We start from the raw sequence: 26,472 nt of genomic DNA on the forward strand, positions 1-26,472 counted from the left end.
TTCCGGGGCGGCCGCCCTCGTACGTACGCCGTGGTCCGCGTGCCTACCGGCGCGGGACCGGCTCGCCGCTCGGCGCGTCCACGACCGTCCGGCCGCCCAGTGGCTGCTCCAGCGTCACCGTCCGGGTCACCTCGACCGCCATCGCGATGCACGCCCTGCCCGGATCGATCGCCTTCTCCGTCACCCGCACGGTGACCTCGTCGACGCTCTCGCCGGCCGTCGCCGTGTAGGTGCTGCACACCCCGCCCCAGAAGGTCACCGAGAGCTTCGTGCCGGTGCCGTCGACCCGGTACGACTCGATCTGCCGCACGGGCGCCGTGCCCTGGCCGGGGTCCGGCGTCGGCGTGGGGCTCGGCTCGGCCGGGGGTGCCAGATGCTCCGGCGCCACCGCGGTCCGGACGACCGTGTGGGGCTTCGCCCCGGCCTCCGCCTCCACCTGGAACAGCCAGGAGGGTACGAGCGCCCGCTCGCCGTCCACGAACTGCGCCGCGAGTCCGAGGACCGCGCCCGTCACGGTCAGCTCCTTCGGCTCGGCGCCGGGCTCGCAGGTCACCGTCGGGACCTCCCCGGCCGGCGGATCCGTCGCGCAGCCGCCGATGCCGATCGAGCCGGGACCGGACGACGCCTTGTTCAGCTCCTCAAGGGCCTTCCCGGCGCCGATCAGCGGATAGTCGGCCCCCTTCGCCGGCTCTTTCAACTGCCCGCTTCCCGCGACCAGTTCACCGCCCGGACCGACATGGATCCCGGTCGACCAGCCGTACGTCGGCAGCCCGCCCACGACCGGGTCGGCGTTCACGACCCGTACCGCCCCCATCAGCTGGCTCGCGTCCAGCTTCGCGTCCTCCTGGCCGATCGCCTTCAGTACGGGGGTGGCCGCCGCCCTCGCCGCCGCCTCGCTCACCGGCCCACCGCCCGGGGGCTTCACCTCGCCCGGCGGAGGACACGCCTTGCCCTTGAGACAGGTGTCACCGACCGGACCGCCGTCGTACCGCGAGAACGTCCAGCTGCCCGGGGCCTCGGCCGACACGTCGAGCCGCAGCCCGGAGCTGTCCTTCTCCGGTTCGATCTTCCAGACGCCGCCCTCCAGGCGCGGCGCGCCCGGGATGCCCAGGGCCTGTGCCAGCCGGGTCACCTCCGCCGACGTGACCCGTCCCTCGGGCCGGTGCACCGCGGCCGAGGAGGGCCCGTCGGGCAGGGGGCCCCTGGCCCTGTAGACGGCCCCGCCGCCGTTGGGGTCGGGCTCGCCCGGCGCGATGCCGGGCCCGCCGTCCGTACCGCCCGTACCGTCCACGCCGCCCGTTCCGCTCTTGGCGTCCAGGCGCAGCGGCGGGGGAGCCGCCGCACCCGCGGGCCGGCTGTCACCGGCCTCGGAGGCCGTGGCCGCCAGGTACACCCCACCGCCGCCGGCCAGCAGGACGCCCGTCGCCACCGAGGCCACGAGCAGCGGCCGGTGCCGCATCCGCCGGTTCTCCGTACCGCTCACCGCATCGCTCCTTCGTCCCTGCCCCTTGAAGGCGTCCTTCCGGGAGACATCCCCCGGAGGACATCAGTGGGACGGAATGGGCGAGCGGCTGGTTCCCTCGCTCAGGCGCCGTATTCGGACGTGGCGGCGATCAGCCGCGCCGAGGCGGGTGGAACGACGATGCCGTGGATACGTGCGGGGGAGACCCTGGCGGGAGCGGCCGCCGCGGGCACCACCCAGTGGGGGGCCATCCGCGCACTGTCACCGCACAGCTGGGCCAGGCTGAACTCGGACTCCTGATGCTCACGAGGAGCGGGGTACGTGGACATACGCGCACCGTACGCACGCGACGGCTCCGGGTAAAAGACCTACTCTGAGGTAGTTTCCACTGTTCGGCAGGACAGCCTCCAGCCGGTAGCGTGAACTGTCAACCCCTTTCCGTCCCGCAGGAGCGCCCAGCCGTGCGTATCGCAGTCACCGGCTCCATCGCCACCGACCACCTCATGACCTTCCCCGGCCGGTTCGCAGACCAGCTCGTCGCGGACCAGCTGCACACGGTCTCCCTGTCCTTCCTCGTCGACAACCTCGACATCCGCAGGGGAGGCGTGGGCCCGAACATCTGCTTCGGCATGGGCCAGCTCGGCGGCAACCCGATCCTCGTCGGTGCGGCCGGTTACGACTTCGACGAGTACCGCGCCTGGCTCGACCGCCACGGCGTCGACACCGGCTCGGTGCGGATCTCCGAGGTCCTGCACACCGCCCGTTTCGTCTGCACCACGGACAAGGACCACAACCAGATCGGCTCCTTCTACACGGGCGCGATGAGCGAGGCCCGGCAGATCGAGCTGAAGGCCGTCGCCGACCGCGTGGGCGGCCTCGACCTCGTCCTGATCGGCGCCGACGACCCCGAGGCGATGCTGCGCCACACCGAGGAGTGCAAGACGCGGGCCATCCCCTTCGCCGCGGACTTCTCCCAGCAGATCGCCCGGATGGACGGCCAGGAGATCCGCACGCTCCTGGACGGCGCCACGTACCTCTTCTCCAACGAGTACGAGAAGGGCCTCATCGAGTCCAAGACCGGCTGGACCGACGAGGAGATCCTCGGCCGGGTCGGCCACCGGGTCACCACGCTCGGCTCGCGCGGTGTGCGCATCGAGAGCGCGGGCGGGAAGACCATCGAGGTCGGCTGTGCGGAGGAGGACGCCAAGGTCGACCCGACCGGCGTCGGCGACGCCTTCCGCGCCGGCTTCCTCACGGGCCTGTCGTGGGGCGTCAGCCTGGAGCGCGCGGCCCAGGTCGGCTGCATGCTCGCCACGCTGGTGATCGAGACCCTGGGCACCCAGGAGTACACGCTGCGCCGGGCGAACTTCATGGAGCGCTTCACCAAGGCGTACGGCGACGAGGCCGCGGCCGAGGTCCAGGCGCACCTGAGCTGACCCCGGAGGGGCTCCGCCCGGCGCGGAGCCCCCTGGGGCTGTCTGGCCGGTCATGCCGGGCTCGCGACGCCTGGCACCGCGCCTCGCGGCGTTTGTCGTCGGTCGCCGATGCTCCGCATCGGCCCCCTCCCGCGCCGTGCGATGCGCGGCACCGGACGCCGCTCGGTCCGGCCTGACCGGCCAGACCTCCCCTACGCCAACCGGCGCACCACGTACGCCGACCCGCCCTTCGGGGACGGCTCCTCGCCCACGTACTCCTGGCCGCGCATCTCGCACCAGGCCGGGATGTCCAGGCGGGCCGCCTCGTCGTCCGCGAGGACCGTGACCGTGCCCCCCACCGGCACGTCGCCGATCACCTTCGCCAGCTCGATCACCGGGATCGGGCAGCGCTTGCCCAGCGCGTCGACCACGAGCGACCCCGAGACGCCCGGCTCGGTCGCCGCTTCCGGAGCGCCGAGCCGGTCCCGCACCTGCGCGACCACCCCCGGCAGCACCGCCAGGAACCGGTCCACGTCCTCCTCCGGTGTGCCCGCCGGCAGCGACACCCGGACGTTGCCCTCGCTCAGCACTCCCATCGCGCGCAGCACATGGCTGGGCGTCAGCGTCGAGCTCGTACACGACGAACCGGACGAAACGGAGAAACCCTCCCGGTCCAGCTCGTGGAGCAACGTCTCTCCGTCGACATAGAGACAGGAGAAGGTGACGAGATGGGGAAGCCGGCGCACCGGGTCGCCCACCACCTCCACATCCGGCACGAGCTCCGGAACCCGCGCCCGGATCCGGTCCACCAGACCCCGCAGTCGCGCCCCTTCGGCCTCCGCCTCCGCCCGCACGGCCCGCAGCGACGCCGCCGCCGCCACGATCGCCGGCAGGTTCTCGAAACCGGCCGACCGGCCCGACTCCCGCTCGTCCGCCGGACCTTGGGGAGAGAAGCGGACACCCTTGCGGACCGCGAGCAGGCCGACGCCCGCCGGACCGCCCCACTTGTGCGCGCTCGCCGCCAGCAGCGACCAGGGCCCCTCCACCGGCCCCCAGCCCAGCGACTGCGCCGCGTCCACGAGCAGCGGCACCCCCGCTGCCCCGCACGCCTCCGCGACCTCCGCGACCGGCTGCGCCGTCCCCACCTCATGGTTGGCGGACTGCAGGCACGCCAGCGCCGTCCCCGGCTCCAGGGCCGCCGCGAAGGCCGAGGCCTCCACCGCCCCTGACCGGCCCACCGGCACCTCCGTCAGCGAACCGCCCGCCGCCGCGTGTGCCTCGGCCGCGTGCAGTACGGAGGAGTGCTCGACCGCCGAGACCACCAGCCGGCCCCCGACACGCCGACGCCCCGCGAGCGCGCCGGCAATCCCCGAGTGCACCGCACGCGTCCCCGAAGGAGTGAACACCAGCTCGTCGGGGCGGCAGCCCACGGCATCCGCCGCGGCCTCCCGCGCCGCGTCGAGCAGCATCCTGGCCCGCCGTCCCTCCCGGTAGAGCCGGGCCGGATCGGCCCAGCCCTCGTCCAGGGAGGCAAGCAGCGCCTGGCGGGCGACGGGGTGGAGCGGGGCGGAGGAAGCGGCGTCGAAGTAGGGCACGCGCCCACGCTAGCCCCCGCTCCGTAATCCCCCGTCAGATGCCCCGCGCGGGCCGTCGATCGCCGCACGTCCGGCGGCCGGGACCCGCCTGCGGAGGGAGCGGGTCCACCCCTTCGGGGAGTCGGACGGCGCGTTGGGCACCCTCCCCGCGCGACCCCAAATAGCGTCCAGTAGGGTTTGGTCCGCATAAACATCCAAACCCCTGCCCGCGGCCGGGGCGGCGACCGACCAGCGAGACGGCCGTAGCCGACCAGCGCGGGCCGAGACTCTCGGGAAGGCGCTACGTGAGTCCCAACGGCTCCGACCTCCCCCGCAGCCAAGGCGCGGGTGGTACCCCCACGTCTCGGCGCCCGATGCGGCGGAAGCTGCCGCAGGTGCTGACTGCGGGCCTGATCCTGGCGACAGCCACCGGCTGCTCGTACAACTGGGAAGACTTCCCCCGCCTTGGCATGCCCACCCCCGTCACGGAAGAGGCTCCCACGATCCTCTCCCTCTGGCAGGGCTCCTGGGCGGCCGCGCTCGTCACGGGCGTCCTGGTGTGGGGGCTGATCCTGTGGTCCGTCATGTTCCACCGGCGCAGCCGCACCAAGGTCGAGGTACCTCCGCAGACGCGGTACAACATGCCCATCGAGGCGCTGTACACGGTCACTCCACTCATCATCGTGTCGGTGCTCTTCTACTTCACCGCGCGCGACGAGTCGAAGCTCCTGTCGCTCTCCGACAAGCCGGCCCACACGATCAACGTGGTCGGCTACCAGTGGAGCTGGGGCTTCAACTACATCGAGAACGTGCCGGGGGTGACGGGTGACGCGCAGACGGCCCCCAACCTCGACGCCATTCCGGACAAGTACCAGGACCAGTTCCCCGCGAACGCCGGCGGTGTCTACGACGCCGGTATCCCCGGTGACCGGAACCCGCAGACCGGCAACCCGGGCCCGACCCTGTGGCTGCCCAAGGGCGAGAAGGTCCGGTTCGTCCTGACCTCCCGTGACGTCATCCACTCCTTCTGGGTGGTCCCCTTCCTGTTCAAGCAGGACGTCATCCCGGGTCACACCAACGTCTTCGAGGTGACCCCGAACCAGGAGGGCACCTTCCTCGGCAAGTGCGCCGAGCTGTGCGGTGTCGACCACTCCCGGATGCTCTTCAACGTCAAGGTGGTCTCTCCGGAGCGCTACCAGCAGCACCTGAAGGAGCTGGCGGAGAAGGGGCAGACCGGCTACATCCCGTCGGGCATTGAGCAGACGGACCCGGCCAGGAATGCGGAGAAGAACCAACTGTGAGCATCCTCAACGAACCCCAGGGTGCGGCCGCGGCTGAGGACTCGTACGAGAACGAGCTCCCGGTACGCCGCAAGCAGCCCGGCAATGTGGTGGTGAAGTGGCTGACCACCACCGACCACAAGACGATCGGCACGCTGTACCTGGTCACGTCGTTCGTCTTCTTCTGCATCGGCGGCCTGATGGCGCTCTTCATGCGCGCCGAGCTGGCCCGTCCGGGCACGCAGATCATGTCGAACGAGCAGTTCAACCAGGCGTTCACGATGCACGGCACGATCATGCTGCTGATGTTCGCGACGCCGCTGTTCGCCGGATTCGCGAACTGGATCATGCCGCTGCAGATCGGCGCGCCCGACGTGGCGTTCCCGCGGCTGAACATGTTCGCGTACTGGCTGTACCTCTTCGGCTCGATCATCGCGGTGGCCGGCTTCCTCACCCCGCAGGGTGCGGCCGACTTCGGCTGGTTCGCCTACTCCCCGCTGTCGGACGCCGTCCGCTCGCCGGGTGTCGGCGCCGACATGTGGATCATGGGTCTGGCCTTCTCCGGCTTCGGCACGATCCTCGGCTCGGTCAACTTCATCACCACGATCATCTGCATGCGCGCTCCGGGCATGACGATGTTCCGCATGCCGATCTTCACCTGGAACGTGCTGCTGACCGGTGTGCTGGTGCTGCTGGCCTTCCCGGTCCTCGCCGCCGCGCTCTTCGCGCTGGAGGCCGACCGCAAGTTCGGCTCGCACATCTTCGACGCGTCCAACGGTGGCGCGCTGCTGTGGCAGCACCTCTTCTGGTTCTTCGGACACCCCGAGGTGTACATCATCGCGCTGCCGTTCTTCGGCATCGTCTCCGAGGTCATCCCGGTCTTCAGCCGTAAGCCGATGTTCGGCTACATCGGTCTGGTGGCCGCGACGATCGCGATCGCCGGTCTCTCCGTGACCGTGTGGGCCCACCACATGTACGTCACAGGCGGAGTGCTCCTGCCGTTCTTCTCCTTCATGACGTTCCTCATCGCCGTACCGACCGGCGTGAAGTTCTTCAACTGGATCGGAACGATGTGGAAGGGCTCGTTGTCCTTCGAGACACCGATGCTCTGGACGATCGGCTTCCTGGTCACCTTCACCTTCGGTGGTCTGACGGGCGTCATCCTGGCCTCGCCGCCGATGGACTTCCACGTCTCCGACTCGTACTTCGTCGTCGCGCACTTCCACTACGTCGTCTTCGGCACCGTGGTCTTCGCGATGTTCGCCGGCTTCCACTTCTGGTGGCCGAAGTTCACCGGAAAGATGCTGGACGAGCGGCTCGGCAAGATCACCTTCTGGACGCTCTTCATCGGCTTCCACGGCACGTTCCTGGTGCAGCACTGGCTGGGTGCCGAGGGCATGCCGCGTCGTTACGCGGACTACCTGGACGCCGACGGCTTCACCGCGCTGAACACGATCTCGACGATCTCCTCGTTCCTGCTCGGTCTGTCGATCCTGCCGTTCATGTACAACGTCTGGAAGACCGCCAAGTACGGCAAGAAGATCGAGGTCGACGACCCGTGGGGTTACGGCCGTTCGCTGGAGTGGGCCACCTCCTGCCCGCCCCCGCGGCACAACTTCCTCACCCTGCCGCGGATCCGTTCCGAATCCCCGGCGTTCGACCTGCACCACCCTGAGATCGCCGCTCTCGACCAGCTCGAGAACAAGCCGCACGAGGCCGAGGCCCTCACCGGCAGCAAGGAGGCCGGCAAGTGAAGATCCAGGGCAAGATGTTCATCTGGCTGAGCGTCTTCATCCTCGCCATGGCGATCCTCTACGGCGTCTGGTCGAAGGAGCCGGTCGGTACGACGGCGCTCTTCCTGGCCTTCGGCCTCGCCATCATGATCGGCTACTACCTGGCCTTCACGGCCCGGCGGGTCGACGCGATGGCGCAGGACGACAAGGAGGCCGACGTCGCGGACGAGGCCGGCGAGGTGGGCTTCTTCGCCCCGCACAGCTGGCAGCCGCTGTCGCTCGCCATCGGTGGCGCGCTCGCCTTCCTCGCCGTCGCGATGGGCTGGTGGATCCTGTACTTCTCGGCTCCGCTGATCCTGGTCGGCCTGTTCGGCTGGGTGTTCGAGTTCTACCGCGGTGAGAACCAGAACCAGTAGCCCGTAGCGGTACCCCGCAACACTCCGAGGGGCCCGGACACTTCGTCACCCGAAGTGTCCGGGCCCCTCGTTTGCAGTACTCGACGCGCTGGCCGCGAGGATTGTTCTTACGGTGATGTCATGAACGACACGCCGCGCATTCGGACTGTTCTGAGCTGCACCCTTTTGGCCCTCCTGGTCACCGTCGGCGCCGGCGCCTGCGCGGGCACCGACGGCAACCCCCTCTCCGCCAAGCCCTACGACGCGGCGGAGCAGGTCGCCTTCAGCGCCCCCACCGACGGCAAGAAGGCCGACCCGGACAAGGCCCTGGAGATCACGGCCAAGGGCACGGACGGCCGCATCACGGACGTGACGGCCGTCGACGCGGCCGGGCACCACCTGGCCGGCGAACTCACCGCCGACGGCCGTCTCTGGCGCTCCACGGGCTCCCTGACGGCCGGCGCCCGCTACACCGTCAAGGTGTCCACGGAGGACGAGGACGGGGCCCCCGGCACCCGCACGTTCACGTTCGAGACGGCCCCGGCCGAGCGGGCCCTGACGGTCGCGTTCGGCCCGGAGGCGGGCAAGTACGGCGTCGGTCAGCCCATCACGGCCGACCTCAGCCTCCCCGTCAAGGACCGCAAGGCCCGGGCGGTCGTCGAACGGGCCCTGAAGGTGCGCTCCACCCCGGCCGTCGAGGGCTCCTGGCACTGGGTGGACGACCGGAAACTGCACTTCCGTCCGAAGGAGTACTGGCCCGCGGGCGCGGCCATCACGGCCACCGCCAACCTGGCGGGCGTCAAGGTCGGCGACAAGCTGTACGGCGGGGACTCGAAGCCGCTCAAGCTGACGATCGGTGACCGGATCGAGGCCATCGCGGACGCCGGCTCGTTCTCCATGACCGTGCGGCGCAACGGAGAAGTGATCAAGACCATGCCGGTGACCACCGGCAAACCGGGCTTCTCCACCCGTAACGGCATCAAAGTCATCCTCGGCAAGGAGTACTTCGTCCGGATGCGCGGCACCAGCGTCGGCATCGCGGAGGGCAGCCCGGAGTCGTACGACCTGCCCGTCTACTACGCGACACGGGTGACCTGGAGCGGCGAGTACGTCCACGCCGCGCCCTGGTCCGTGGGCTCACAGGGGTTCGCGAACGTCAGCCACGGCTGTGTCGGCATGTCGACGGGGAACGCGGCCTGGTTCTTCGAGACCGTCCGTCCGGGCGACATCGTGCAGACCGTCAACAGCATCGGCGACACGATGGACCCGTTCGGGAACGGCTTCGGCGACTGGAACCTGCCCTGGGACAAGTGGCGCGAGGGCAGCGCCCTGGTCGCCGACACCAAGAGCGCCGCCCATCAGCCGGACCCGACCCGGCTGAGGCCGCTCGTATAAGGGCTCGTTCGCCTCCGGAGCGCTCTCTCGCCAGGTCCCGTCACGCGTCGATCGACAGGCGTGAGCGGAGCAGGGCCGCCAAGGACGCCGCGAACTCGACCGGTTCCACCGGAAGGGTGACCGCGGCGTCCGCACGGCTCCAGGTGGCCAGCCACGCGTCCTGCGGGCGGCCGATCAGGAGCAGCACCGGCGGGCAGTGGAAGACCTCGTCCTTGATCTGCCGGCAGACGCCCATGCCGCCCGCGGGCACCGCCTCGCCGTCCAGGACGCAGGCGTCGATGCCGCCCTCCTCGAGCCGCTTGAGCACGGCCGGGAGTGTCGCGCATTCGATGAACTCGACCGGCGGAACGTCGGCGGCGGGCCTGCGGCCCCCCGCCAGCCGCACCTGTTCCCGCGTGTTGGCGTCGTCGCTGTAGACCAGGACCGTGGCGCTCGACTGCATCGTTCCTCCGTGAAGGTCATCAACCGATGCGCGGGATGCTACTCCGTCCCACACCCCGTCAACACCGGTACGACACCGGTTGGGAGGCCACTTCGATGGGCCGTTCGGGCTGGACAGACGCCCCTGACACTCCGAACGGCACCCCCCGGAGTGAGGGCGGGATAAGCGACCGACATAATGTCGGTCGTGGCGACAGTAACGACAGTAGATACCGGGCACGCGCACCCGTCGGTCAATCGACCGAACCTCACCAGCGTCGGAACCATCATCTGGCTGAGTTCCGAGCTGATGTTCTTCGCGGCCCTCTTCGCGATGTACTTCACCCTGCGATCGGTGACAGGTCCCGAGTTCTGGTCGGAAAAGGCCGACACCCTGAACTTCCCGTTCTCGGCGACCAACACCACGATCCTGGTGCTCTCCTCCCTCACCTGCCAGCTCGGCGTCTTCGCCGCCGAGCGGGGCGATGTGAAGAAGCTCCGGACGTGGTTCATCATCACGTTCGTGATGGGTGCGATCTTCATCGGCGGCCAGGTCTTCGAGTACACCGAGCTGGTCAAGCACGAGGGGCTCTCGCTCTCGTCGGACCCGTACGGCTCGGTGTTCTACCTGACCACCGGCTTCCACGGCCTGCACGTGACGGGCGGTCTCATCGCCTTCCTGCTGGTCCTCGGCCGGACGTACGCCGCCAAGAGGTTCACTCACGAGCAGGCAACCGCCGCCATCGTCGTGTCCTACTACTGGCACTTCGTCGATGTCGTCTGGATCGGCCTCTTCGCCACGATCTACATGATCAAGTAATCGGGTCCCGGGACCCGAGCACATCCAGCAAGCACCGACGCAGAAGATCCTGACACCGGGGTAATCCGTGAAAAAGCTCTCCGCACGACGACGCCATCCGCTGGCGGCTGTCGTCGTCCTACTCCTCGCGCTGGCGGCCACCGGGGGGCTGTACGCCGCGTTCGCGCCCGCGGGCACGGCGAAGGCCGATGAAACCGCCCAGTCCCTCGCCATCGAGGAGGGCCAGAAGCTCTACGCCGTCGGCTGCGCCAGCTGCCACGGCACCGGCGGTCAGGGCACCTCTGACGGCCCGTCCCTGGTAGGCGTCGGCTCCGCGGCCGTCGACTTCCAGGTCGGCACGGGCCGCATGCCGGCCCAGCAGCCGGGCGCCCAGGTGCCGAAGAAGAAGGTCATCTACACGCAGGCTGAGATCGATCAGCTCGCGGCGTACATCGCCTCCCTCGGCGCCGGCCCGACCACGCCGAAGGCGAACCAGTACAGCCCTGAGGGTGCCGACGCCGCCCGTGGTGGCGAACTGTTCCGCAACAACTGCGCCCAGTGCCACAACTTCACCGGTGAGGGCGGCGCGCTGACGCACGGCAAGTACGCCCCGAACCTCGAAGGCGTGAGCCCGAAGCACCTGTACGAGGCCATGCAGACCGGCCCGCAGAACATGCCCTCCTTCCCGGACACGACCATGCCGGAGAAGGAGAAGAAGGACATCATCGCGTACGTCCAGGCTGTCAACAGCGACAAGACCGACAACCCCGGCGGGCTCTCGCTCGGCGGTCTCGGCCCGGTCAGCGAGGGTCTGTTCGCATGGGTCTTCGGACTGGGTGGCCTGATCGCCGTTGCCGTCTGGGTCGCGGCCCACACCGCTAAGGCCAAGAAGTCATGAGTAGCCAAGAGATTCCAGAAGAGAACCTGCCCGCTGAGCAGGACACCGCGCACGGCGCGGTGAAGGTCCTCGACGACCCGTTCGCGGACCCGGGCCTTCCGCCCCACAAGCCGCGCATCCAGGACATCGACGAGCGGGCCGCACGTCGGTCCGAGCGTGCGGTCGCCTTCATGTTCACGCTGTCGATGCTGGCCACCGTCGGCTTCATCGCGTCGTACGTGATCTTCCCGGTCGACAAGATCGTCTACATCTGGCCGTTCGGCCGGGTGAGCGCGCTCAACTTCGCCCTGGGTCTCACCCTCGGCGCGGCGCTCTTCTTCATCGGCGCGGGCGCGGTCCACTGGGCCCGCACCCTGATGTCCGACGTGGAGATCGCCGACGAGCGTCACCCGATCGAGGCGCCGCCGGAGACCAAGGCGAAGGTCATGGCGGACTTCGCGGCCGGTGCCGCCGAGTCCGGCATGGGCCGCCGCAAGCTGATCCGCAACACGATGTTCGGCGCGCTGTCGCTCGTACCGCTCTCCGGTCTCGTGCTGCTGCGTGACATGGGCCCGCTGCCCGAGAAGAAGCTCCGGTCCACCCTGTGGGCCAACGGCAAGCAGCTCATCAACATGAACACGCACGAGCCGCTGCGTCCCGAGGACGTCGCGGTCGGTTCGCTGACCTTCGCCATGCCCGAGGGCCTGTCCGAGCACGACCACGACTTCCAGGTCCAGATCGCCAAGGCCGCCCTGATGATCGTCCGGATCCAGCCGGAGGACATCAAGGACAGGCGCGAACTCGAGTGGTCGCACGAGGGCATCGTCGCGTTCTCGAAGATCTGCACCCACGTGGGCTGCCCGATCTCGCTGTACGAGCAGCAGACGCACCACGTGCTCTGCCCGTGCCACCAGTCCACCTTCGACCTCTCCGACGGCGCCCGCGTCATCTTCGGCCCGGCCGGCCACGCCCTTCCGCAGCTGCGGATCGGTGTGAACGACAAGGGCAACCTGGAGGCGCTCGGCGACTTCGACGAGCCCGTCGGCCCTGCCTTCTGGGAGCGCGGATGAGTACTGTGACCGATACGAAGAAGAAGGCACCCGCCGGTGAGCGGGTCGCCGACTGGGCCGACGGCCGTCTCGGGATCTACTCCCTGGCCAAGGCCAACATGCGGAAGATCTTCCCGGACCACTGGTCCTTCATGCTGGGTGAGATCTGCCTCTACAGCTTCATCATCATCATCCTCACGGGTGTGTACCTGACGATGTTCTTCCACCCGTCGATGAACGAGGTGGAGTACCACGGCAGCTACGTCCCGCTGCAGGGTCAGCTGATGTCCGAGGCGTTCAACTCGACCATGCACATCTCCTTCGATGTGCGCGGTGGTCTGCTCATCCGGCAGATCCACCACTGGGCGGCGCTGATCTTCCTCGCCGGCATGTTCGTGCACATGATGCGCGTGTTCTTCACGGGCGCGTTCCGCAAGCCGCGTGAGATCAACTGGCTGTTCGGCTTCCTGCTGTTCTTCCTGGGCATGTTCACCGGCTTCACCGGTTACTCGCTCCCGGACGACCTGCTCTCCGGCACCGGTGTCCGCTTCATGCAGGGCGCGATCCTGTCCGTCCCGGTCATCGGCACGTACCTGTCGATGTTCCTGTTCGGCGGGGAGTTCCCCGGCGGCGACTTCGTGGCCCGTTTCTACTCGGCGCACGTCCTGCTGCTGCCCGGCATCATGCTGGGTCTGGTGGTCGCCCACCTGATCCTGGTCTTCTACCACAAGCACACGCAGTTCGAGGGCCCCGGCCGTACGAACAAGAACGTCGTGGGCATGCCGCTGCTGCCGGTCTACATGGCCAAGGCCGGAGGCTTCTTCTTCCTGGTCTTCGGTGTCATCGCGGTCATCTCGGCGATCGCCTCGATCAACCCGATCTGGGCGCTCGGCCCGTACCGCCCGGACATGGTGTCCACCGGCGCGCAGCCCGACTGGTACATGGGCTTCGCCGAGGGTCTGATCCGTGTCATGCCGGGCTGGGAGATCAACCTCTGGGGCCACACGCTCGTCCTGGGCGTGATGATCCCGCTGGCGATCTTCCCGCTGGTCCTCGCGGCCATCGCGGTCTACCCGTTCATCGAGTCGTGGATCACCGGCGACAAGCGCGAGCACCACATCGCGCAGCGCCCGCGCAACGCTCCGACGCGCACCGCCTTCGGTGTCGCCTGGATCACCGCGTACATGGTCATGCTCATCGGTGGTGGAAACGACCTCTGGGCCACGCACTTCCACCTGTCGATCAACTCGATCACCTGGTTCGTCCGGATCTTCTTCTTCCTCGGACCGGTCATCGCGTTCATCGTCACCAAGCGGATCTGCCTCGGCCTCCAGCGCCGTGACAAGGACAAGGTGCTGCACGGACGCGAGTCCGGCATCATCAAGCGCCTGCCGCACGGAGAGTTCGTCGAGGTCCACCAGCCGCTCAGCCAGGGCGAGCTGTACCGCCTCACGGCGCACGAGCAGAACCAGCCGGCCGAGATCGGCCCGCTGGTCGACGAGAACGGCGTCGAGCGCAAGGTCGGCCGTATGGAGAAGCTCCGCGTCAGGCTCAACAAGAGCTACTACGGCGAGGACAGCCAGATCGCCAAGCCGACCGCCGAGGAGTACAAGGAGATCACCAGCGGCCACGGCCACCACTGATCACCTGACCTAGAGGTCGCCACAGCGGGAGCCCCGTCCATTCGATGGACGGGGCTCTTTGCCGTCCCTGCGGGTCGATAGGGTGGGTCCTGTATCCGTTACGTGACGACCGGGAGCTGCCATGAGCGCTGTGACCCCCGCTGGTGGGGGTACCCCCAGCGGAGCGAGGGGGGGACCTACGTCGGCGGGCCGCTCCTGGCCGACGGTCCTGGACGGACTGCTGACCGGCCGCGACCAGAGCGCCGAGGACACTGCCTGGGCGATGGACCGCATCCTGCGCGGTGAGGCCACCGACGCCCAGATCGCCGGTTTCGCCGTGGCCCTGCGCGCCAAGGGCGAGACCGTCGAGGAGATCTCCGGCCTCGTGAACACGATGTACGAGCACGCCAACGTGATCGAGGTCCCCGGCCCCTCCGTGGACATCGTCGGCACCGGTGGCGACGGCGCGAAGACCGTCAACATCTCCACGATGTCGGCGATCGTCGTCGCCGGCACCGGCGCGAAGGTCGTCAAGCACGGCAACCGCGCCGCCTCCAGCGCCAGCGGCGCCTCCGACGTCCTGGAGAAGCTCGGCGTCAACCTGCAGCTCACCCCGCAGCGGGTCGTCGAGGTCGCGGAGGAGGCCGGGATCACCTTCTGCTTCGCGGTGAAGTTCCACCCGGCGCTGCGCCATGTGGCCGCGGCCCGCAAGGAGCTGGGCATCCGCACCACGTTCAACTTCCTCGGTCCGCTCACCAACCCCGCCCGCGTCAAGGCGCAGGCGACCGGTGTGGCCGACGCCCGGATGGCCCCGATCATGGCCGGCGTGCTCGCCGAGCGCGGCTCCTCGGCGCTGGTCTTCCGCGGCGACGACGGCCTGGACGAGCTGACGACCACCGCGACCTCCCGTGTGTGGGTCGTACGGGACGGCGCGGTGCGCGAGGAGGCCTTCGACCCCCGGGACGTCGGCATCGAACTCGTACCGGTGGAGGCGCTGCGCGGCGCCGACGCCTCGTACAACGCCGATGTCGCCCGCCGGCTGCTCGCGGGCGAGACCGGTCCCGTACGGGACGCGGTGCTGCTCAACTCGGCTGCGGCGCTCACGGCCCTGGAGCCGGGCGCGGGCACCCTGGTGGAGCAGCTGCGCGAGGGAATCGCGCGGGCGGCCGAGTCGATCGACTCGGGGGCGGCCAGGCAGGCGCTGGAGCGCTGGGTCGCGGCCAGCAACAGGTAGCGTCGCCGCGCGCACCCCGTTCTGCCATCCGGAACGGGGTTGCGCGCCGGCGATCACGTGGCATACGTTCAGTGCCAGGTCATGAGTGACAGCCATGAAGCCCCGGCTGGCTGTCCGGCAACCCTCCGTCCGTGGCGGGGTGCCCCGGGTGAAGACCAGGCCGTGGACAGCAAGGTCCGCGGCAAGCGCGGACCCCTGCACACCCTGGGGTCCTGGTCCTCAAGGGAGCAGTCTCGTGAGCAAGCGAATGCGCTAGGGCCCGTCGGCCCCGTTTCCCCACCCTCCGTACGAACACCGTGCGTCGAGGCAACACCCGTGTGAGGCACCCTCCTTCGCGCTGCCCCGCGGGCCCTTCGCTGCCCTTCCCGCCCAGGAGACACCGCCATGTCCGCGTACCCGAACGCCGCCGCCCCCACGACCGCCGCCTGCGCCACCACCGACTCCGACGACCCCTGCTGCGCCGCCCCGCTCCCGGTCCTCGGACGGGACGTCACGGTTCCGCTCGTGACCGGGGGCGAGGTCACCTACGCCGCGCTCGACTACGCCGCCAGCGCGCCGGCCCTGCAGCGGGTCTGGGACGACGTCGCCGCCTACGCCCCGTACTACGGCAGCGTCCACCGGGGCGCCGGGTACCTCTCCCAGCTCTCCACCGACCTGTTCGAGAGCAGCCGCGTCACCGTCGCCGGGTTCCTCGACTGCCGCCCCGGTGACCAGGTCGTCTTCACCCGCTCCACCACCGACTCGCTCAACCTGCTCGCCGCCGCGCTCCCCGCCGACTGCGAGGTCTTCGTCTTCGAGACCGAGCACCACGCCTCGCTCCTGCCGTGGGGGTCCCCCGACACCCCGGGGCGGAGGGGGAGCGAGGCGCGGGTCACGTACCTGGACGCCCCGCGCACGCCCGCCCAGGCCGTCGAGACCCTGGAGCGCGCCCTCGCCGACCGCGACCCTTCCCCAAGCTCTCGGCTTCGCTCGAGCAGGGGATACCCCACACGTCCCGCGCTCGTCTGCGTCACCGGAGCCTCCAACGTCACCGGCGAGCTGTGGCCCGTGAAGGAGCTGGCCGCCGCCGCACACGCCCACGGCGCCCGGATCGTCCTCGACGCCGCCCAGCTCGCGCCCCACCACCCGGTCTCGGTAAGGGAGTTGGACGTGGACTGGGTCGCCTTCTCCGGCCACAAGCTGTACGCCCCCTTCGGCTCCGGAGTCCTCGCGGGCCGCGCCGACTGGCTCCAGGACGCCGACCCGTACCTCGCCGGTGGCGGGGCGTCCAAGAAGGTGAGTCGACGCGTCAGCGGGGAAGGGGCCGGCGGCGTGGACGTCGAGTGGCACACCACCGCCGCCCGCCACGAGGCCGGTTCGCCGAACGTCATCGGCGTCTACGCCATCGCCTCCGCCTGCAAGGCGCTCACCGAGGCCGGGTTCGACTCCCTCGTCGCCCGTGAGCAGCAGCTCGTCGCCACCGTCCGGGAGGGCCTCGCCGAGGTCCCCGAGGTGAAGGTGCTCTCCCTCTTCGGTGACGACGCCCCGAGGGTCGGTGTCCTCTCCTTCGTCGTCGAGGGCTGGAACAGCTCCCACTTCGCCGCCGCGCTCTCCGCCGAGTACGGCATCGGCGTCCGCGACGGTCTCTTCTGCGCCCACCCGCTCGTCCGCACCCTGCTCGGCAGCGACCCGCGGACCCAGGGCGAGTGCGGTGCCCCCGAGGCCGCGCCCGGCGAGAAGTCGCTCAACGCCATCCGCGTCAGCTTCGGCGCCGGTACGCCCGACGAGCACGTGGAGCGTTTCGTACGGGCCGTGAAGGAACTCGTCCGCGACGGAGCGCGGTGGAAGTACCGTGCCGAGGACGGCCGTTGCGTCCCGGACCGCGGCTGAACACCCACTCGTACGGGTGAAGGGGGCCTCCTGTCGGGGCCCCCTCCGTCAGGACTCCAGCCCGATCGCGAAGGCGGCCTCCAGGTCGTGCTGGGAGTACGTCCGGAAGGCCACGTGCGTGTCCGTCGCCTCGACGCCCGGGATCTTGCTGATCCGCCCGGGGATGACGTCCGCGAGGTCGTCGTGCCGGGGCACGCGGACCATGGCGATCAGGTCGTACGTGCCGGTCACCGAGAAGACCTCGCTGACGCTGTCGAGCGCGGCGATCGACTCCGCGATCTCGGGAATGCGGTCCACGCTGGTCTTGATGAGCACGATCGCGGTGATCACGGCTGGCTTTCTCCCTCGGTCGCCGCGGCTGGGGGCTTCACTGTAGCCCCACCTCGGTAGCGGCCCCAGGCGTAGAGGAAGCCGACGGCGAAGCCGACCACATGGGCCAGGTAGGCGACACCGGGTCCCGCCCCGGCCGATCGGGCCGCGAGCCACTGGAGCACGAACCAGAAGACGAGCACGATCCAGGCGGGAAACCGCAGCGGCAGGAAGAACAGGAACGGGAACAGGCTCGTCACCCGGGAGCGCGGGAAGAGGTACAGGAACGCCCCGAGCACCCCCGAGATCGCCCCCGACGCCCCGACCAGCGTCTGCGCGCTGCTCGCGTACGCCGCCGCGTAGCCGAGCAGCGCCAGATAGCCGCAGCCCGCATAGAAGAGGGCGAAGCCGAGCGCCCCCATCCGTTCCTCCGCCATCGCGCCGAAGACGAACAGGAACAGCATGTTCCCGAGCAGGTGCAGCCAGCTGCCGTGGACGAAGAGAGCGGTCAGCGGGGTGACGAGCGTGCCCGGCTCACCGTTCATCAGCTCGGCCGGCACGACCCCCCAGCGGTGGTAGTACGCGCTCTGGGCCGCCAGAGCCCTGTCCCCGGTCCCGTAGGAGGGATCGAGGCCCGACACCGGGCTGATCAGGAACGTGATGCAGCAGGCGGCGATCAGGGCATACGTCACCGTGGGCCCGCTCCAGGCTCCCCGGCACGCCCCGAGTGCCGTCTCCCGCCATGCGATGCGCCGCCTGTCGATCATGGACAGATCATGGCGTAACGGGGCCGACCTGGACAGAGTGCCTCGCCGCGACACGGGGTACCTGCGAGGCCGTAGGGTTACGGGCAGTACCTCCGCAGTTCAATGGCGCACCGCGGCACCCGCACCCGCACCACGCACATGAAAGAGGACGGCACGATGACGACGGTTCCCCTGCCGACCGCCGAGACCCGCTGGCGCTGCACCCTGTGCGGCAACCTGACCCGGTTCGATGTGACCCGATCCTCCAAGGTCGTCGAGTACGTCCATCTGGATCTCGCGGGAGAGCCGAAGGTCGAGGAGCGCGAGGTGGTCAGTGAGACCATCGAGTCGGTCCGCTGCCGCTGGTGCAACGCGGTGGACCAGATCGAACTGGTGGACAGGCCCGGCACCGCTTCCTGACGGCGGCGGTGCGCAACACGATGGGGTGACGCAACGTGGAGCAGCCCGCGCGCGGTGGTGAACCGGCCGGCGCGGCAGGTGACGCTGCCGAGACGCTCGACCGCCCGCTCCCGGACGGTGTACGGCGGAGGGTCGTCGCGCTGGTCTCGGACGCCTTCGGCGGGCTGACCGTCGCGGAACTTCCGGCACCCCTGAGGCAGTACGCCCGCTTCACCGCGAGCCGGCGGGCCAAGTTCGCCGGCAACGCCATGGCCGCCGCCCTGGAGAGCGATCCGCTGTTCCGGCAGCGGATCGGCGAGCGGTTCAAGGAGGCGCAGCCCGAACTGGCCGGGGCCGTCGAGACCGGCGCCCCGCCCGCCGCCGCCGATCCTGTCGACGTCGCCGCGGCCGCCTACGTGCTGCGCCCCACCGGCTGGGTCAAGCTGGTCGCCGCCGCGGGCGAGGAGGCCCAGCGGGCGGACGCCGAGCGCGCGGACGAGGCCGGCCGGCGCGAGCTGGAGCGGCTTCGCGAGGAGGTCGCCACCGCCAGGGAGCGCGGCCGTGCGGAGACCGAGGAGCTGCGCCACGACCTGGAGGCGGCGCGCAGGGAAGCGGAATCGCTTCATCGCAAGCTGCGCAGCGCGCAGAGCGACGTGAAGCGCGGCGAGGCGGCGCTGCGCCGCGCCCACGCCGAGATCGACACGGCCAAGGCGGAGGCGGCGGCACAGGTCTCGGCGGCGGAGAGCGAGACCCGTCGTCTCAAGGCCCGCCTCGGTGAGGTCGAGGCCGCCCTGGAGGCGAGTCGCCGGGCCGCCCGTGAGGGGCGCTCGGTGGAGGACATGCGGCTGCGACTGCTGCTCGACACGGTGCTCGACGCCGCGCAGGGACTGCGCCGCGAACTGGCCCTGCCGCCGGTCTCCGTCCACCCCGCCGACACCGTCGACGCGGTGGAGCCCGGACGGATGTCCCCGAAGGACATCGCGGCCCGCGCGCTCTCCGAGACCGACCCGGCGCTCCTGGACCAGCTCCTGGCGCTGCCACAGGCACATCTGGTCGTGGACGGCTACAACGTCACCAAGACCGGCTATCCGACCATGCCGCTGGAGAAGCAGCGGCTGCGGCTGCTCGGCGGGCTCTCCACGCTCGCGGCCCGCTCGGGCGCCGAGGTCACCTGCGTCTTCGACGGGGCTGAGCTCGCCGCCCCGGTGCTCCTCGCCCCGCCGCGCGGGGTGCGGGTGCTCTTCTCCAAGCCGGGCGTGACGGCCGACGAGTTGATCCGGCAGCTGGTGCGCGCCGAGCCGCCGGGCCGTCCGGTCGTCGTGGTCTCCACCGACCGCGAGGTGGCCGACGGGGTCGCCAAGGCCGGTGCGCGGCCGGTCGCGTCCGCCTTGTTGCTGAAGCGGCTTTCGCGCGCCTCGTGACACTTCGTAACTCCTGGGCTTAATGCCCGAATTCTGGAGGGCGTACGGTCAAGTGGCCGTCACTACCCGTGCGGTGTGTGTAAATAAAGTGCCGCGTGGGCGAGATTTTGCTCGTGAGGATTTGAACTGATCACAAGATGGTCACTAGGGTCGGGCCTCGAACCTCCGCGCGGTTGATCATCCATCCGGGATGGCAGCGGAGGAACCGCCTGCCGCAGCCTGGTTGGGCGGCTCGAGGAAGAAGGAGATCGCCTTCGTGGCGTCCCACCGTCGTCCCAAGCAGCCGAGCCGCACCCGCGTGACCGTGCTCACCGCGACCGCCGCCGCGGCCGTCGCGCTCTCTGTCCAGTCGGGCGCCCAGGCGGCCCCCAAGCCGAAGATCGACGACGTCAAGTCGAAGGTCGACAAGCTGCACCACGAGGCCGAGGAGGCCACGGAGCAGTACAACCTGGCCGAGGAGCGCCGCGGCAAGCTGCAGAAGGAGATCGGCGCCCTTCAGGACAAGGTGGCGCGCGGTCAGCAGGAGCTCAACACTCTGCGGGACAACATCGGTTCGGTGGCCAGCGCGCAGTACCGCTCCGGTGGCATCGACCCGGCGCTCCAGCTCTTCCTCTCCTCCGACCCGGACACCTACCTCGACAAGGCGTCCGCGATCGACCAGCTCGGCGCCAAGCAGGCCGACGTGCTCCAGTCGATCCAGTCCAAGCAGCGCACGCTCGCCCAGCAGCGCGCCGAGGCGACGACAAAGCTCGCCGACCTCGAGGACGTCCGCAAGACCCTGGGTGAGAAGAAGAAGGCCTACCAGGGCAAGCTTGCCGAGGCGCAGAAGCTGCTCAACACCCTCACCGCCGCCGAGCGCGCCAAGATGCAGGCCGAGGAGCAGCGCGCCAGCCGCGCCGCCGGCGACCGCGTCGACCTCGGCAACGAGGTGCCGGCCTCGCAGCGCGGTGCCGCCGCGCTCAGCGCCGCCGCCACCCAGATCGGCAAGCCGTACGTCTCCGGCGCCGAGGGCCCCAACTCGTACGACTGCTCCGGTCTGACGCAGTGGGCCTACCGCCAGGCCGGCGTCACGCTCACCCGCACCACCTACACCCAGCAGAACGACGGCGTGAAGATCGGCCGCAGCCAGCTCAAGCCGGGCGACCTGGTCTTCTTCAACAGCCTGTCGCACGTGGGTCTGTACGCGGGCAACAACACGATCCTGCACGCCCCCAAGCCGGGCGCCTCGGTCCGCTACGAGTCCATGAGCTACATGGGCACCTTCCAGTTCGGCGTCCGCATCTGACGCGACCGCCGCGCTCCGACATGACGCCCAATCGGGTGGAATGTCGCATCTCTCGCTGACCTGACGCCCCGCCGGTGACCTGTGGTCTCCGGCGGGGCGTCACTTTGCGTGTCGGGAAGCTTCGTTGGACGGAGAGTGATCACCGGCTACTGTCTGCCGCGCCAGTCTGGGTAACACCGAACGGAGCGCGATACGTGGCGTCCCACCGACGACCCGCCAGGGTCACCGTCCTGACCGCCGCCGCGGCCACCGCGGCCACGGCCTTCGGCGCCGTCCCCGCGAGCGCCGACCCGAGCGGCACCGCGGAGACGACGCGCGCCACGGTCGACCGGCTCTTCGAGGAGGCCGAGAAGGCCACCGAGGGCTACAACAAGGCCGACGAGCGGGCGGACGAGCTGCGCGGGACGGTCTCCCGGGCGAAGGACAGCGTGGCGCGCGGCCAGGAACGCATCAACCGCATGCGAGGCGCGCTCGGTTCGGTGGCCGGGGCCCAGTACCGCTCCGGCGGGATCGACCCCGCTCTCGCGCTGCTGCTCTCCTCCGACCCCGACTCCTACCTCGACCAGGCCTCCGTCCTGGACCGCGTGACCGCCCGGCAGAGCGTGGCGCTCGGCCGACTCCAGCACGAACTGCGCCGGCTGAACCAGGAGCGGACCGAGGCCGGCCGTCTCCTCGTCGAGCTGGAGCGCAGCCGCACCCAGGTCGCCCGGCACAAACGCACCGTCGAGCGGAAGCTCGCCGAGGCCCGGCGGGTGCTGCAGTCGCTGACGGACGAGGAGCGGGCGGAGTTCGAGGGCCGGACCTCCCTTCCCCAGGGCCGGGACGGACGCGCCGGGGAGCTGCCGCCGCTCGCCGACCTCGGCCCGGCCTCCTCGCGCGCCGCCGCCGCGGTGATCGCCGCCCGCAGCGCCATCGGCAAGCCCTACGTGTGGGGCGCGACCGGGCCGTCCGCCTTCGACTGCTCCGGCCTGATGGTCTGGTCGTACCGGCAGGCCGGCATCAGCCTCCCGCGCACTTCGGCGGCCCAGCGGAACGCGGGCCGGCGGGTGCCGCTCTCGCAGGCGCAGCCCGGCGACCTCGTCACCTACCGCGGGGACGCCAGCCACGTCGGGATCTACGCGGGCAACGGACAGGTCATCCACGCTCCCTATCCCGGCGCGCGGGTGCGCTACGACCCCGTCGGGATGATGTCCCACGTGACGGTGACCCGGGTCTGACCGGACACCTGTCCGGTCGTCTGCCCGTACGATCGGGTGCGTGGCAGGTCAGGGGCGTGGAGCGGTGCGATGGGCGGCAGCCTGTCTGGCGGCGGTCCTGCTCGCCCTCACCGGCTGCGCCGCCCCGGACGCGGCCGATCCCGCGCCCCAGGAGATCCGCACCCTCCTCGACCGGCACGCGCGGGCCCTGCTGGCCCGCGACGAGACGGCGTACGCCGTGGGGCTCGACCCCGCGTTCGCGCCCACCGCGCTCAGGGAGTTCGACCGGCTCACGGAGGTGCCGCTCGCCTCGTGGGAGTACCACGTGAAGGCCGTCGAGCGGCAGGGAGGGGACCGGGCGGGGGAGCGCCGGGCGACGGTCCGAGCCGAACTCAGCCACCGGATCGCGGGGTACGACTCCGGGCCGGTCACCACCGAGCGCGTCCTGGACCTGACGGAACGCGACGGCCGGTGGTACGTGACCGGTGAACGGCCCGCCGACGGCGCCGCCCAGCAGCTGTGGCAGCAGGGCGAGGTGGACGCGGTACGGGGAGGGCGCAGCCTCGTACTCGGCGTCGGGCAGCCGGAGGAGCGGCTCAAGGCCCTCGCGGCGGCCGTCGACCGGGCGGTGCCCGCGGTCTCGGCGGCCTGGGGCACGACGTGGGCGGGCCGGGTGGTGGTCCTCGTCCCCGCCTCGCTGGACGCCATGGGCGGGCTGCTCGGGACGCCGGCGGCCTCGTACCGGGGGATAGCGGCGGTCACCACGGGGGAGGTCGGCGGCGGGCCGGACGCGCCCGCGGACCGGGTGATCGTCAACCCCGAGGCGTACGGGGTCCTCGGGGGCTTCGGGCAGCAGGTCGTCCTCACCCACGAGACGACCCACGTGGCCACCCGCGCCGCCACGTCCGCGTCCACCCCGGTCTGGCTCTCCGAGGGCTTCGCCGACTGGGTCGCGTACCGGGGCACGGGCCGCACGGCCGCCCAGGCGGCCCCGGAACTACGCCGCGCGGTCCATGCGGGCGACATCCCCCCGGCCCTCCCGGGGGACGAGGCCTTCGCCTTCGGCAGCGACGCGGACGCCCTGGCCCGCGCCTACGAGGGCGGCTGGCTGGCCTGCGCGCTGATCGCGGAGCGCTGGGGCGAGGCGAAGCTCACCGCCTTCTACCGCGCGGTGGGCGCCCACCCGCAGCGCGAGGGCGCGGTGGAGAAGGCGCTCGCCGAGGTCCTCGACACGACCCCGGAGGAGTTCACCGCGGCCTGGCGAGACTTCGTACGGGATCGCCTGGCATAGGAAGCGGCCGGCCGGCCGCCGTCGCCGCCGAGTGCTGTGCCATGGCCCTCGCCATGGCGGGCCATGGTGCGGCCCTGGGGCTGCTGCAGCGCCGTACGCCCGTCGCTCAGCCGACCGGGAGACTCCGCGCGCGCTCCGGTTCCGCCTGAGCCGGGATCTTCACCGGGGCGAGCCGCGGCTCGGTGACCGTCTGCTGCCAGAGGACGCGACAGGCCGAGACCGACGCGGCGACCAGCAGCCCGTTCCGTATGAGCAGCAGCGCGATGCCCAGCGGGTCGCTGTCCGTCACATGCGAGAACCACACCGGGAACTCGAACTGCGTCACCGCCGTCGCCCACACCACCAGATGCGCCGGCCGCTGCATCCGGCTCGTCCGGTACGCCAGGCACACCGCGGCCAGACCGACCAGCCAGAGCATGTACTGGGGGCTGATCACCCGGCTCGTGGTGGTGAAGAGCAACACCGCCACGAACGCCGCGTCCGCGGGGGTCGCCGACGTGAACCCCCGGGCGCGTATCCGCCACACGAGCAGCCAGCAGAACGCGGCGATGGTCAGGCCCATCGCGACCGTGGCGACGGAGGAGACGTACGGGCCGAGGAACTCGATCGAGCCGTAGTTCATCTGTGCCACGCCGTCCCAGCCGAGGTGCCGGGCCACATGGAAGACCATCGCCCCCAGGGACTCCAGTTCGAGCCCCCGATCGCGCTGGTACGTCACGAAGGCCAGCGCCCCGGGCGCCGCGAGCACGCACAGGAGCAGCAGCCCGGCGGCCGCACCGGCCGCCGTCGACCACGAGCGGAACGTCGCACGGCCGCGGGGCGTGCCCACGAGCAGCAGCGCCGGCCAGACCTTCAGCATCGCCCCGAAGCCCGCCAGGGCGCCGAGGACGCGCGGCCGGTGCACGCCGGCGAGCAGCGCGGCCACCGCCACGGTGGTGACCATCAGGTCGTAGCGGGCGTACGCGGTCGGGCCGAGCAGCGGCACGCCCGCGATCCAGATCCAGGCGCCGTGCCGGCTCCGGCCGCGCCGCCGGCCCGTGTACATCAGCAGCGCGAAGACGAGCGCGTCGCACAGGAAGGCGAGGACGAAGAAGGCCGCGGAGTACCCGAGGAACGGCAGCACCGCGGGGGAGAGGATCGCGAGGGCGGCGAGCGGCGGGTACTGCCAGGTCACGTCGTCCAGCGGGTACGTGCCGGTCTTCAGGACCTCGAACCAGCCCTGGTAGATCTGCTCGATGTCGCTGGTGATGTCCGGCCCCGGGACTGTGACGACCTTGAAGACACAGAGGAGCAGAACGACCCGGGTGAGCCCCCAGAGCACTATGGGGTTTCGTCTCGCGCGCTCGGCAGCAGTACCCAGTACGCCCGTCATGCCTACCTCGTCCCATCCTGTCGGTCTGTTCGGTCCGCGGCCGCGGACGGGTGGTGTTGCCGGGCGGGGGGTGCCGTCACGTACATTCGGCGACGATGCACAAGACCCTGATCGTAACCAACGACTTCCCGCCCCGACCCGGTGGAATCCAGGCGTTCCTGCACAACATGGCGCTGCGTCTGGATCCCGAGAAGATCGTGGTCTACGCCTCGACCTGGAAGCGCAGCCGCGAGGGGATCGAGGCGACCGCCGCGTTCGACGCCGAGCAGCCTTTCACGGTGGTGCGGGACAGCACCACCATGCTGTTGCCCACACCTCGGGTCACCGCGCGGGCGACGGCGCTGCTGCGTGAACACCGCTGTGAGTCGGTCTGGTTCGGGGCCGCGGCTCCGCTCGGCCTGATGGCCCCCGCGCTGCGCAGGGCGGGGGCGCGACGGCTCGTGGCGACGACCCACGGGCACGAGGCGGGCTGGGCGCAGCTGCCCGGCTCCCGGCAGCTGCTGCGGCGGATCGGCGAGGGCACGGACACGATCACGTACCTCGGGGAGTACACCCGCTCGCGGATCGCCGCCGCGCTGACCCCGGCCGCGGCCCGGCGCATGGTGCAGCTGCCGCCGGGCGTGGACGAGAAGACCTTCCACCCGGACTCGGGTGGGGACGCGGTACGGGAGCGGCTCGGGCTCAGCGACCGGCCCGTGGTCGTGTGCGTCTCCCGGCTCGTCCCGCGCAAGGGCCAGGACACGCTGATCCGCGCCCTGCCCGAGATCCTGCGCCGGGTGCCGGACGCGATGCTGCTGATCGTCGGCGGCGGCCCGTACGAGAACGACCTGCGGCGCCTCGCGGCGACGACCGGGGTGGCCGATTCCGTACGGTTCACCGGCGCGGTGCCGTGGGAGGAGCTGCCGGCCCACTACGGCGCCGGAGACGTCTTCGCGATGCCCTGCCGCACCCGCCGCGGCGGCCTGGACGTCGAGGGCCTCGGCATCGTCTATCTGGAGGCCTCGGCCACGGGCCTGCCGGTCGTCGCGGGCGACTCGGGCGGCGCGCCGGACGCGGTCCTGGACGGCGAGACGGGCTGGGTGGTCAGGGGCGACGCCCCGGAGGAGTCGGCGGACCGCGTCGCGACCCTCCTGCTCGACCCCGGGCTGCGCGCCCGCATGGGGGCCCGCGGCCGTGACTGGGTGGAGGAGCGCTGGCGCTGGGACCTCCTGGCGGAGCGCCTGAGGGAACTGCTCTAGGTCGTGTCGTCGAAGTCCCGGCTGCCCGGCGGCGTCTGGCACGCACGCTCGCCGCGTTGTCGGTCGTCGGCGCAGCCCGCTGCGCTCTCCT

At 70.6% G+C, this 26,472-nt stretch carries 24 protein-coding genes and 1 riboswitch; of the genes, 17 read left to right on the forward strand and 7 right to left on the reverse strand.

All coding sequences use genetic code 11. From position 1 onward, the window contains the following. Positions 1-43 precede the first annotated feature (43 nt). Together ACFUJR_RS33030 and ACFUJR_RS33035 are read right to left on the reverse strand one after the other, a co-directional pair. Entirely contained in the window at positions 44-1,483 is a 1,440-nt protein-coding gene (locus ACFUJR_RS33030) for a hypothetical protein (protein WP_383179437.1), read from the reverse strand. A gap of 101 nt (positions 1,484-1,584) precedes the next feature. Further along, positions 1,585-1,791 carry a hypothetical protein gene (locus ACFUJR_RS33035; protein WP_383179434.1) on the reverse strand — a complete coding sequence of 69 codons (207 nt, stop codon included), beginning with the start codon at positions 1,789-1,791 and terminating at the stop codon, positions 1,585-1,587. A 132-nt stretch (positions 1,792-1,923) separates the two neighbouring features. On the opposite strand from ACFUJR_RS33035, the gene ACFUJR_RS33040 reads away from it, so the two are divergent. Then, a complete protein-coding gene (locus tag ACFUJR_RS33040; RefSeq protein WP_383179431.1) occupies positions 1,924-2,898 on the forward strand; it encodes a carbohydrate kinase family protein in 975 nt (324 codons plus the stop codon). Positions 2,899-3,089: 191 nt separating this feature from the next. On the opposite strand, the gene ACFUJR_RS33045 is transcribed toward ACFUJR_RS33040, so the two are convergent. Continuing rightward, positions 3,090-4,472, reverse strand: a complete 1,383-nt coding sequence (locus ACFUJR_RS33045) for a cysteine desulfurase/sulfurtransferase TusA family protein (RefSeq protein WP_383179429.1) — start codon at positions 4,470-4,472, stop codon at positions 3,090-3,092. Between the two features lie 284 nt (positions 4,473-4,756). On the opposite strand from ACFUJR_RS33045, the gene coxB reads away from it, so the two are divergent. From coxB to ACFUJR_RS33065, 4 genes are all read left to right on the forward strand, one after another. Continuing rightward, positions 4,757-5,752 carry a cytochrome c oxidase subunit II gene (coxB, locus tag ACFUJR_RS33050; RefSeq protein ID WP_383179426.1) on the forward strand — a complete coding sequence of 332 codons (996 nt, stop codon included), beginning with the start codon at positions 4,757-4,759 and terminating at the stop codon, positions 5,750-5,752. Then, a complete protein-coding gene (gene ctaD / locus ACFUJR_RS33055) occupies positions 5,749-7,485 on the forward strand; it encodes a cytochrome c oxidase subunit I (RefSeq protein ID WP_383179423.1) in 1,737 nt (578 codons plus the stop codon). The genes coxB and ctaD overlap by 4 nt, the downstream gene beginning before the upstream one ends. Beyond that, entirely contained in the window at positions 7,482-7,880 is a 399-nt protein-coding gene (locus ACFUJR_RS33060; RefSeq protein ID WP_352189325.1) for a cytochrome c oxidase subunit 4, read from the forward strand. The genes ctaD and ACFUJR_RS33060 overlap by 4 nt, the downstream gene beginning before the upstream one ends. Positions 7,881-8,000: 120 nt before the next feature. After that, positions 8,001-9,254: an Ig-like domain-containing protein gene (locus ACFUJR_RS33065; RefSeq protein ID WP_383179420.1), complete on the forward strand. Its 1,254-nt coding sequence runs from the start codon at positions 8,001-8,003 to the stop codon at positions 9,252-9,254. Positions 9,255-9,294: 40 nt separating this feature from the next. Here ACFUJR_RS33065 and ACFUJR_RS33070 read toward each other — a convergent pair whose 3' ends face one another. Continuing rightward, positions 9,295-9,696, reverse strand: coding sequence for a hypothetical protein (locus ACFUJR_RS33070; protein WP_383451034.1), 402 nt, complete (start codon positions 9,694-9,696; stop codon positions 9,295-9,297). Positions 9,697-9,873: 177 nt separating this feature from the next. On the opposite strand from ACFUJR_RS33070, the gene ACFUJR_RS33075 reads away from it, so the two are divergent. The 6 genes from ACFUJR_RS33075 (at position 9,874) to ACFUJR_RS33100 (ending at position 17,124) form a co-directional block, all read left to right on the forward strand. Continuing rightward, entirely contained in the window at positions 9,874-10,494 is a 621-nt protein-coding gene (locus ACFUJR_RS33075; RefSeq protein ID WP_383176748.1) for a heme-copper oxidase subunit III, read from the forward strand. 67 nt (positions 10,495-10,561) lie between these two features. Next, positions 10,562-11,371, forward strand: a complete 810-nt coding sequence (locus tag ACFUJR_RS33080) for a c-type cytochrome (RefSeq protein WP_383176745.1) — start codon at positions 10,562-10,564, stop codon at positions 11,369-11,371. Further along, a complete protein-coding gene (locus ACFUJR_RS33085) occupies positions 11,368-12,420 on the forward strand; it encodes a Rieske 2Fe-2S domain-containing protein (RefSeq protein WP_383176742.1) in 1,053 nt (350 codons plus the stop codon). The genes ACFUJR_RS33080 and ACFUJR_RS33085 overlap by 4 nt, the downstream gene beginning before the upstream one ends. Then, positions 12,417-14,042 carry a cytochrome bc complex cytochrome b subunit gene (locus tag ACFUJR_RS33090; protein ID WP_383176739.1) on the forward strand — a complete coding sequence of 542 codons (1,626 nt, stop codon included), beginning with the start codon at positions 12,417-12,419 and terminating at the stop codon, positions 14,040-14,042. The genes ACFUJR_RS33085 and ACFUJR_RS33090 overlap by 4 nt, the downstream gene beginning before the upstream one ends. A gap of 121 nt (positions 14,043-14,163) precedes the next feature. Continuing rightward, positions 14,164-15,255, forward strand: coding sequence for an anthranilate phosphoribosyltransferase (gene trpD, locus ACFUJR_RS33095; RefSeq protein WP_383176736.1), 1,092 nt, complete (start codon positions 14,164-14,166; stop codon positions 15,253-15,255). Positions 15,256-15,332: 77 nt separating this feature from the next. Then, positions 15,333-15,449, forward strand: a riboswitch (SAM riboswitch). A gap of 190 nt (positions 15,450-15,639) precedes the next feature. Then, on the forward strand, positions 15,640-17,124 hold the full coding sequence (locus tag ACFUJR_RS33100) for an aminotransferase class V-fold PLP-dependent enzyme (RefSeq protein WP_383176734.1): 1,485 nt from the start codon (positions 15,640-15,642) through the stop codon (positions 17,122-17,124). Between the two features lie 48 nt (positions 17,125-17,172). On the opposite strand, the gene ACFUJR_RS33105 is transcribed toward ACFUJR_RS33100, so the two are convergent. Both ACFUJR_RS33105 and ACFUJR_RS33110 read right to left on the reverse strand, forming a co-directional pair. Further along, the gene (locus ACFUJR_RS33105; RefSeq protein ID WP_017238849.1) at positions 17,173-17,454 is read right to left on the reverse strand and encodes an Lrp/AsnC family transcriptional regulator; all 282 of its coding nucleotides are present in this window, start codon (positions 17,452-17,454) and stop codon (positions 17,173-17,175) included. Beyond that, on the reverse strand, positions 17,451-18,200 hold the full coding sequence (locus ACFUJR_RS33110) for a rhomboid family intramembrane serine protease (RefSeq protein ID WP_383176729.1): 750 nt from the start codon (positions 18,198-18,200) through the stop codon (positions 17,451-17,453). Before ACFUJR_RS33110 ends, ACFUJR_RS33105 begins: the two co-directional genes overlap by 4 nt. A gap of 156 nt (positions 18,201-18,356) precedes the next feature. Between ACFUJR_RS33110 and ACFUJR_RS33115 the strand changes: the two genes are divergently transcribed. The 5 genes from ACFUJR_RS33115 (at position 18,357) to ACFUJR_RS33135 (ending at position 23,771) form a co-directional block, all read left to right on the forward strand. Further along, positions 18,357-18,599: a hypothetical protein gene (locus tag ACFUJR_RS33115; RefSeq protein WP_260228851.1), complete on the forward strand. Its 243-nt coding sequence runs from the start codon at positions 18,357-18,359 to the stop codon at positions 18,597-18,599. A gap of 35 nt (positions 18,600-18,634) precedes the next feature. Further along, complete coding sequence (locus ACFUJR_RS33120; protein WP_383176725.1) at positions 18,635-19,999, forward strand: NYN domain-containing protein; 1,365 nt, start codon at positions 18,635-18,637, stop codon at positions 19,997-19,999. Positions 20,000-20,255: 256 nt separating this feature from the next. Next, entirely contained in the window at positions 20,256-21,284 is a 1,029-nt protein-coding gene (locus ACFUJR_RS33125; RefSeq protein WP_383176722.1) for an NlpC/P60 family protein, read from the forward strand. Between the two features lie 194 nt (positions 21,285-21,478). Beyond that, the gene (locus ACFUJR_RS33130; RefSeq protein ID WP_383176719.1) at positions 21,479-22,501 is read left to right on the forward strand and encodes an NlpC/P60 family protein; all 1,023 of its coding nucleotides are present in this window, start codon (positions 21,479-21,481) and stop codon (positions 22,499-22,501) included. A gap of 40 nt (positions 22,502-22,541) precedes the next feature. After that, positions 22,542-23,771: a hypothetical protein gene (locus tag ACFUJR_RS33135; RefSeq protein WP_383176716.1), complete on the forward strand. Its 1,230-nt coding sequence runs from the start codon at positions 22,542-22,544 to the stop codon at positions 23,769-23,771. Between the two features lie 106 nt (positions 23,772-23,877). Here the strand turns inward: ACFUJR_RS33135 and ACFUJR_RS33140 are convergent, their stop codons facing one another. After that, complete coding sequence (locus ACFUJR_RS33140; protein ID WP_383176713.1) at positions 23,878-25,143, reverse strand: glycosyltransferase 87 family protein; 1,266 nt, start codon at positions 25,141-25,143, stop codon at positions 23,878-23,880. A 95-nt stretch (positions 25,144-25,238) separates the two neighbouring features. On the opposite strand from ACFUJR_RS33140, the gene ACFUJR_RS33145 reads away from it, so the two are divergent. Beyond that, positions 25,239-26,381, forward strand: coding sequence for a glycosyltransferase family 4 protein (locus ACFUJR_RS33145; protein WP_383176710.1), 1,143 nt, complete (start codon positions 25,239-25,241; stop codon positions 26,379-26,381). Positions 26,382-26,472: the final 91 nt, after the last annotated feature.

The organism is Streptomyces sp. NPDC057271 (assembly GCF_042668715.1).
GTDB lineage: Bacteria > Actinomycetota > Actinomycetes > Streptomycetales > Streptomycetaceae > Streptomyces.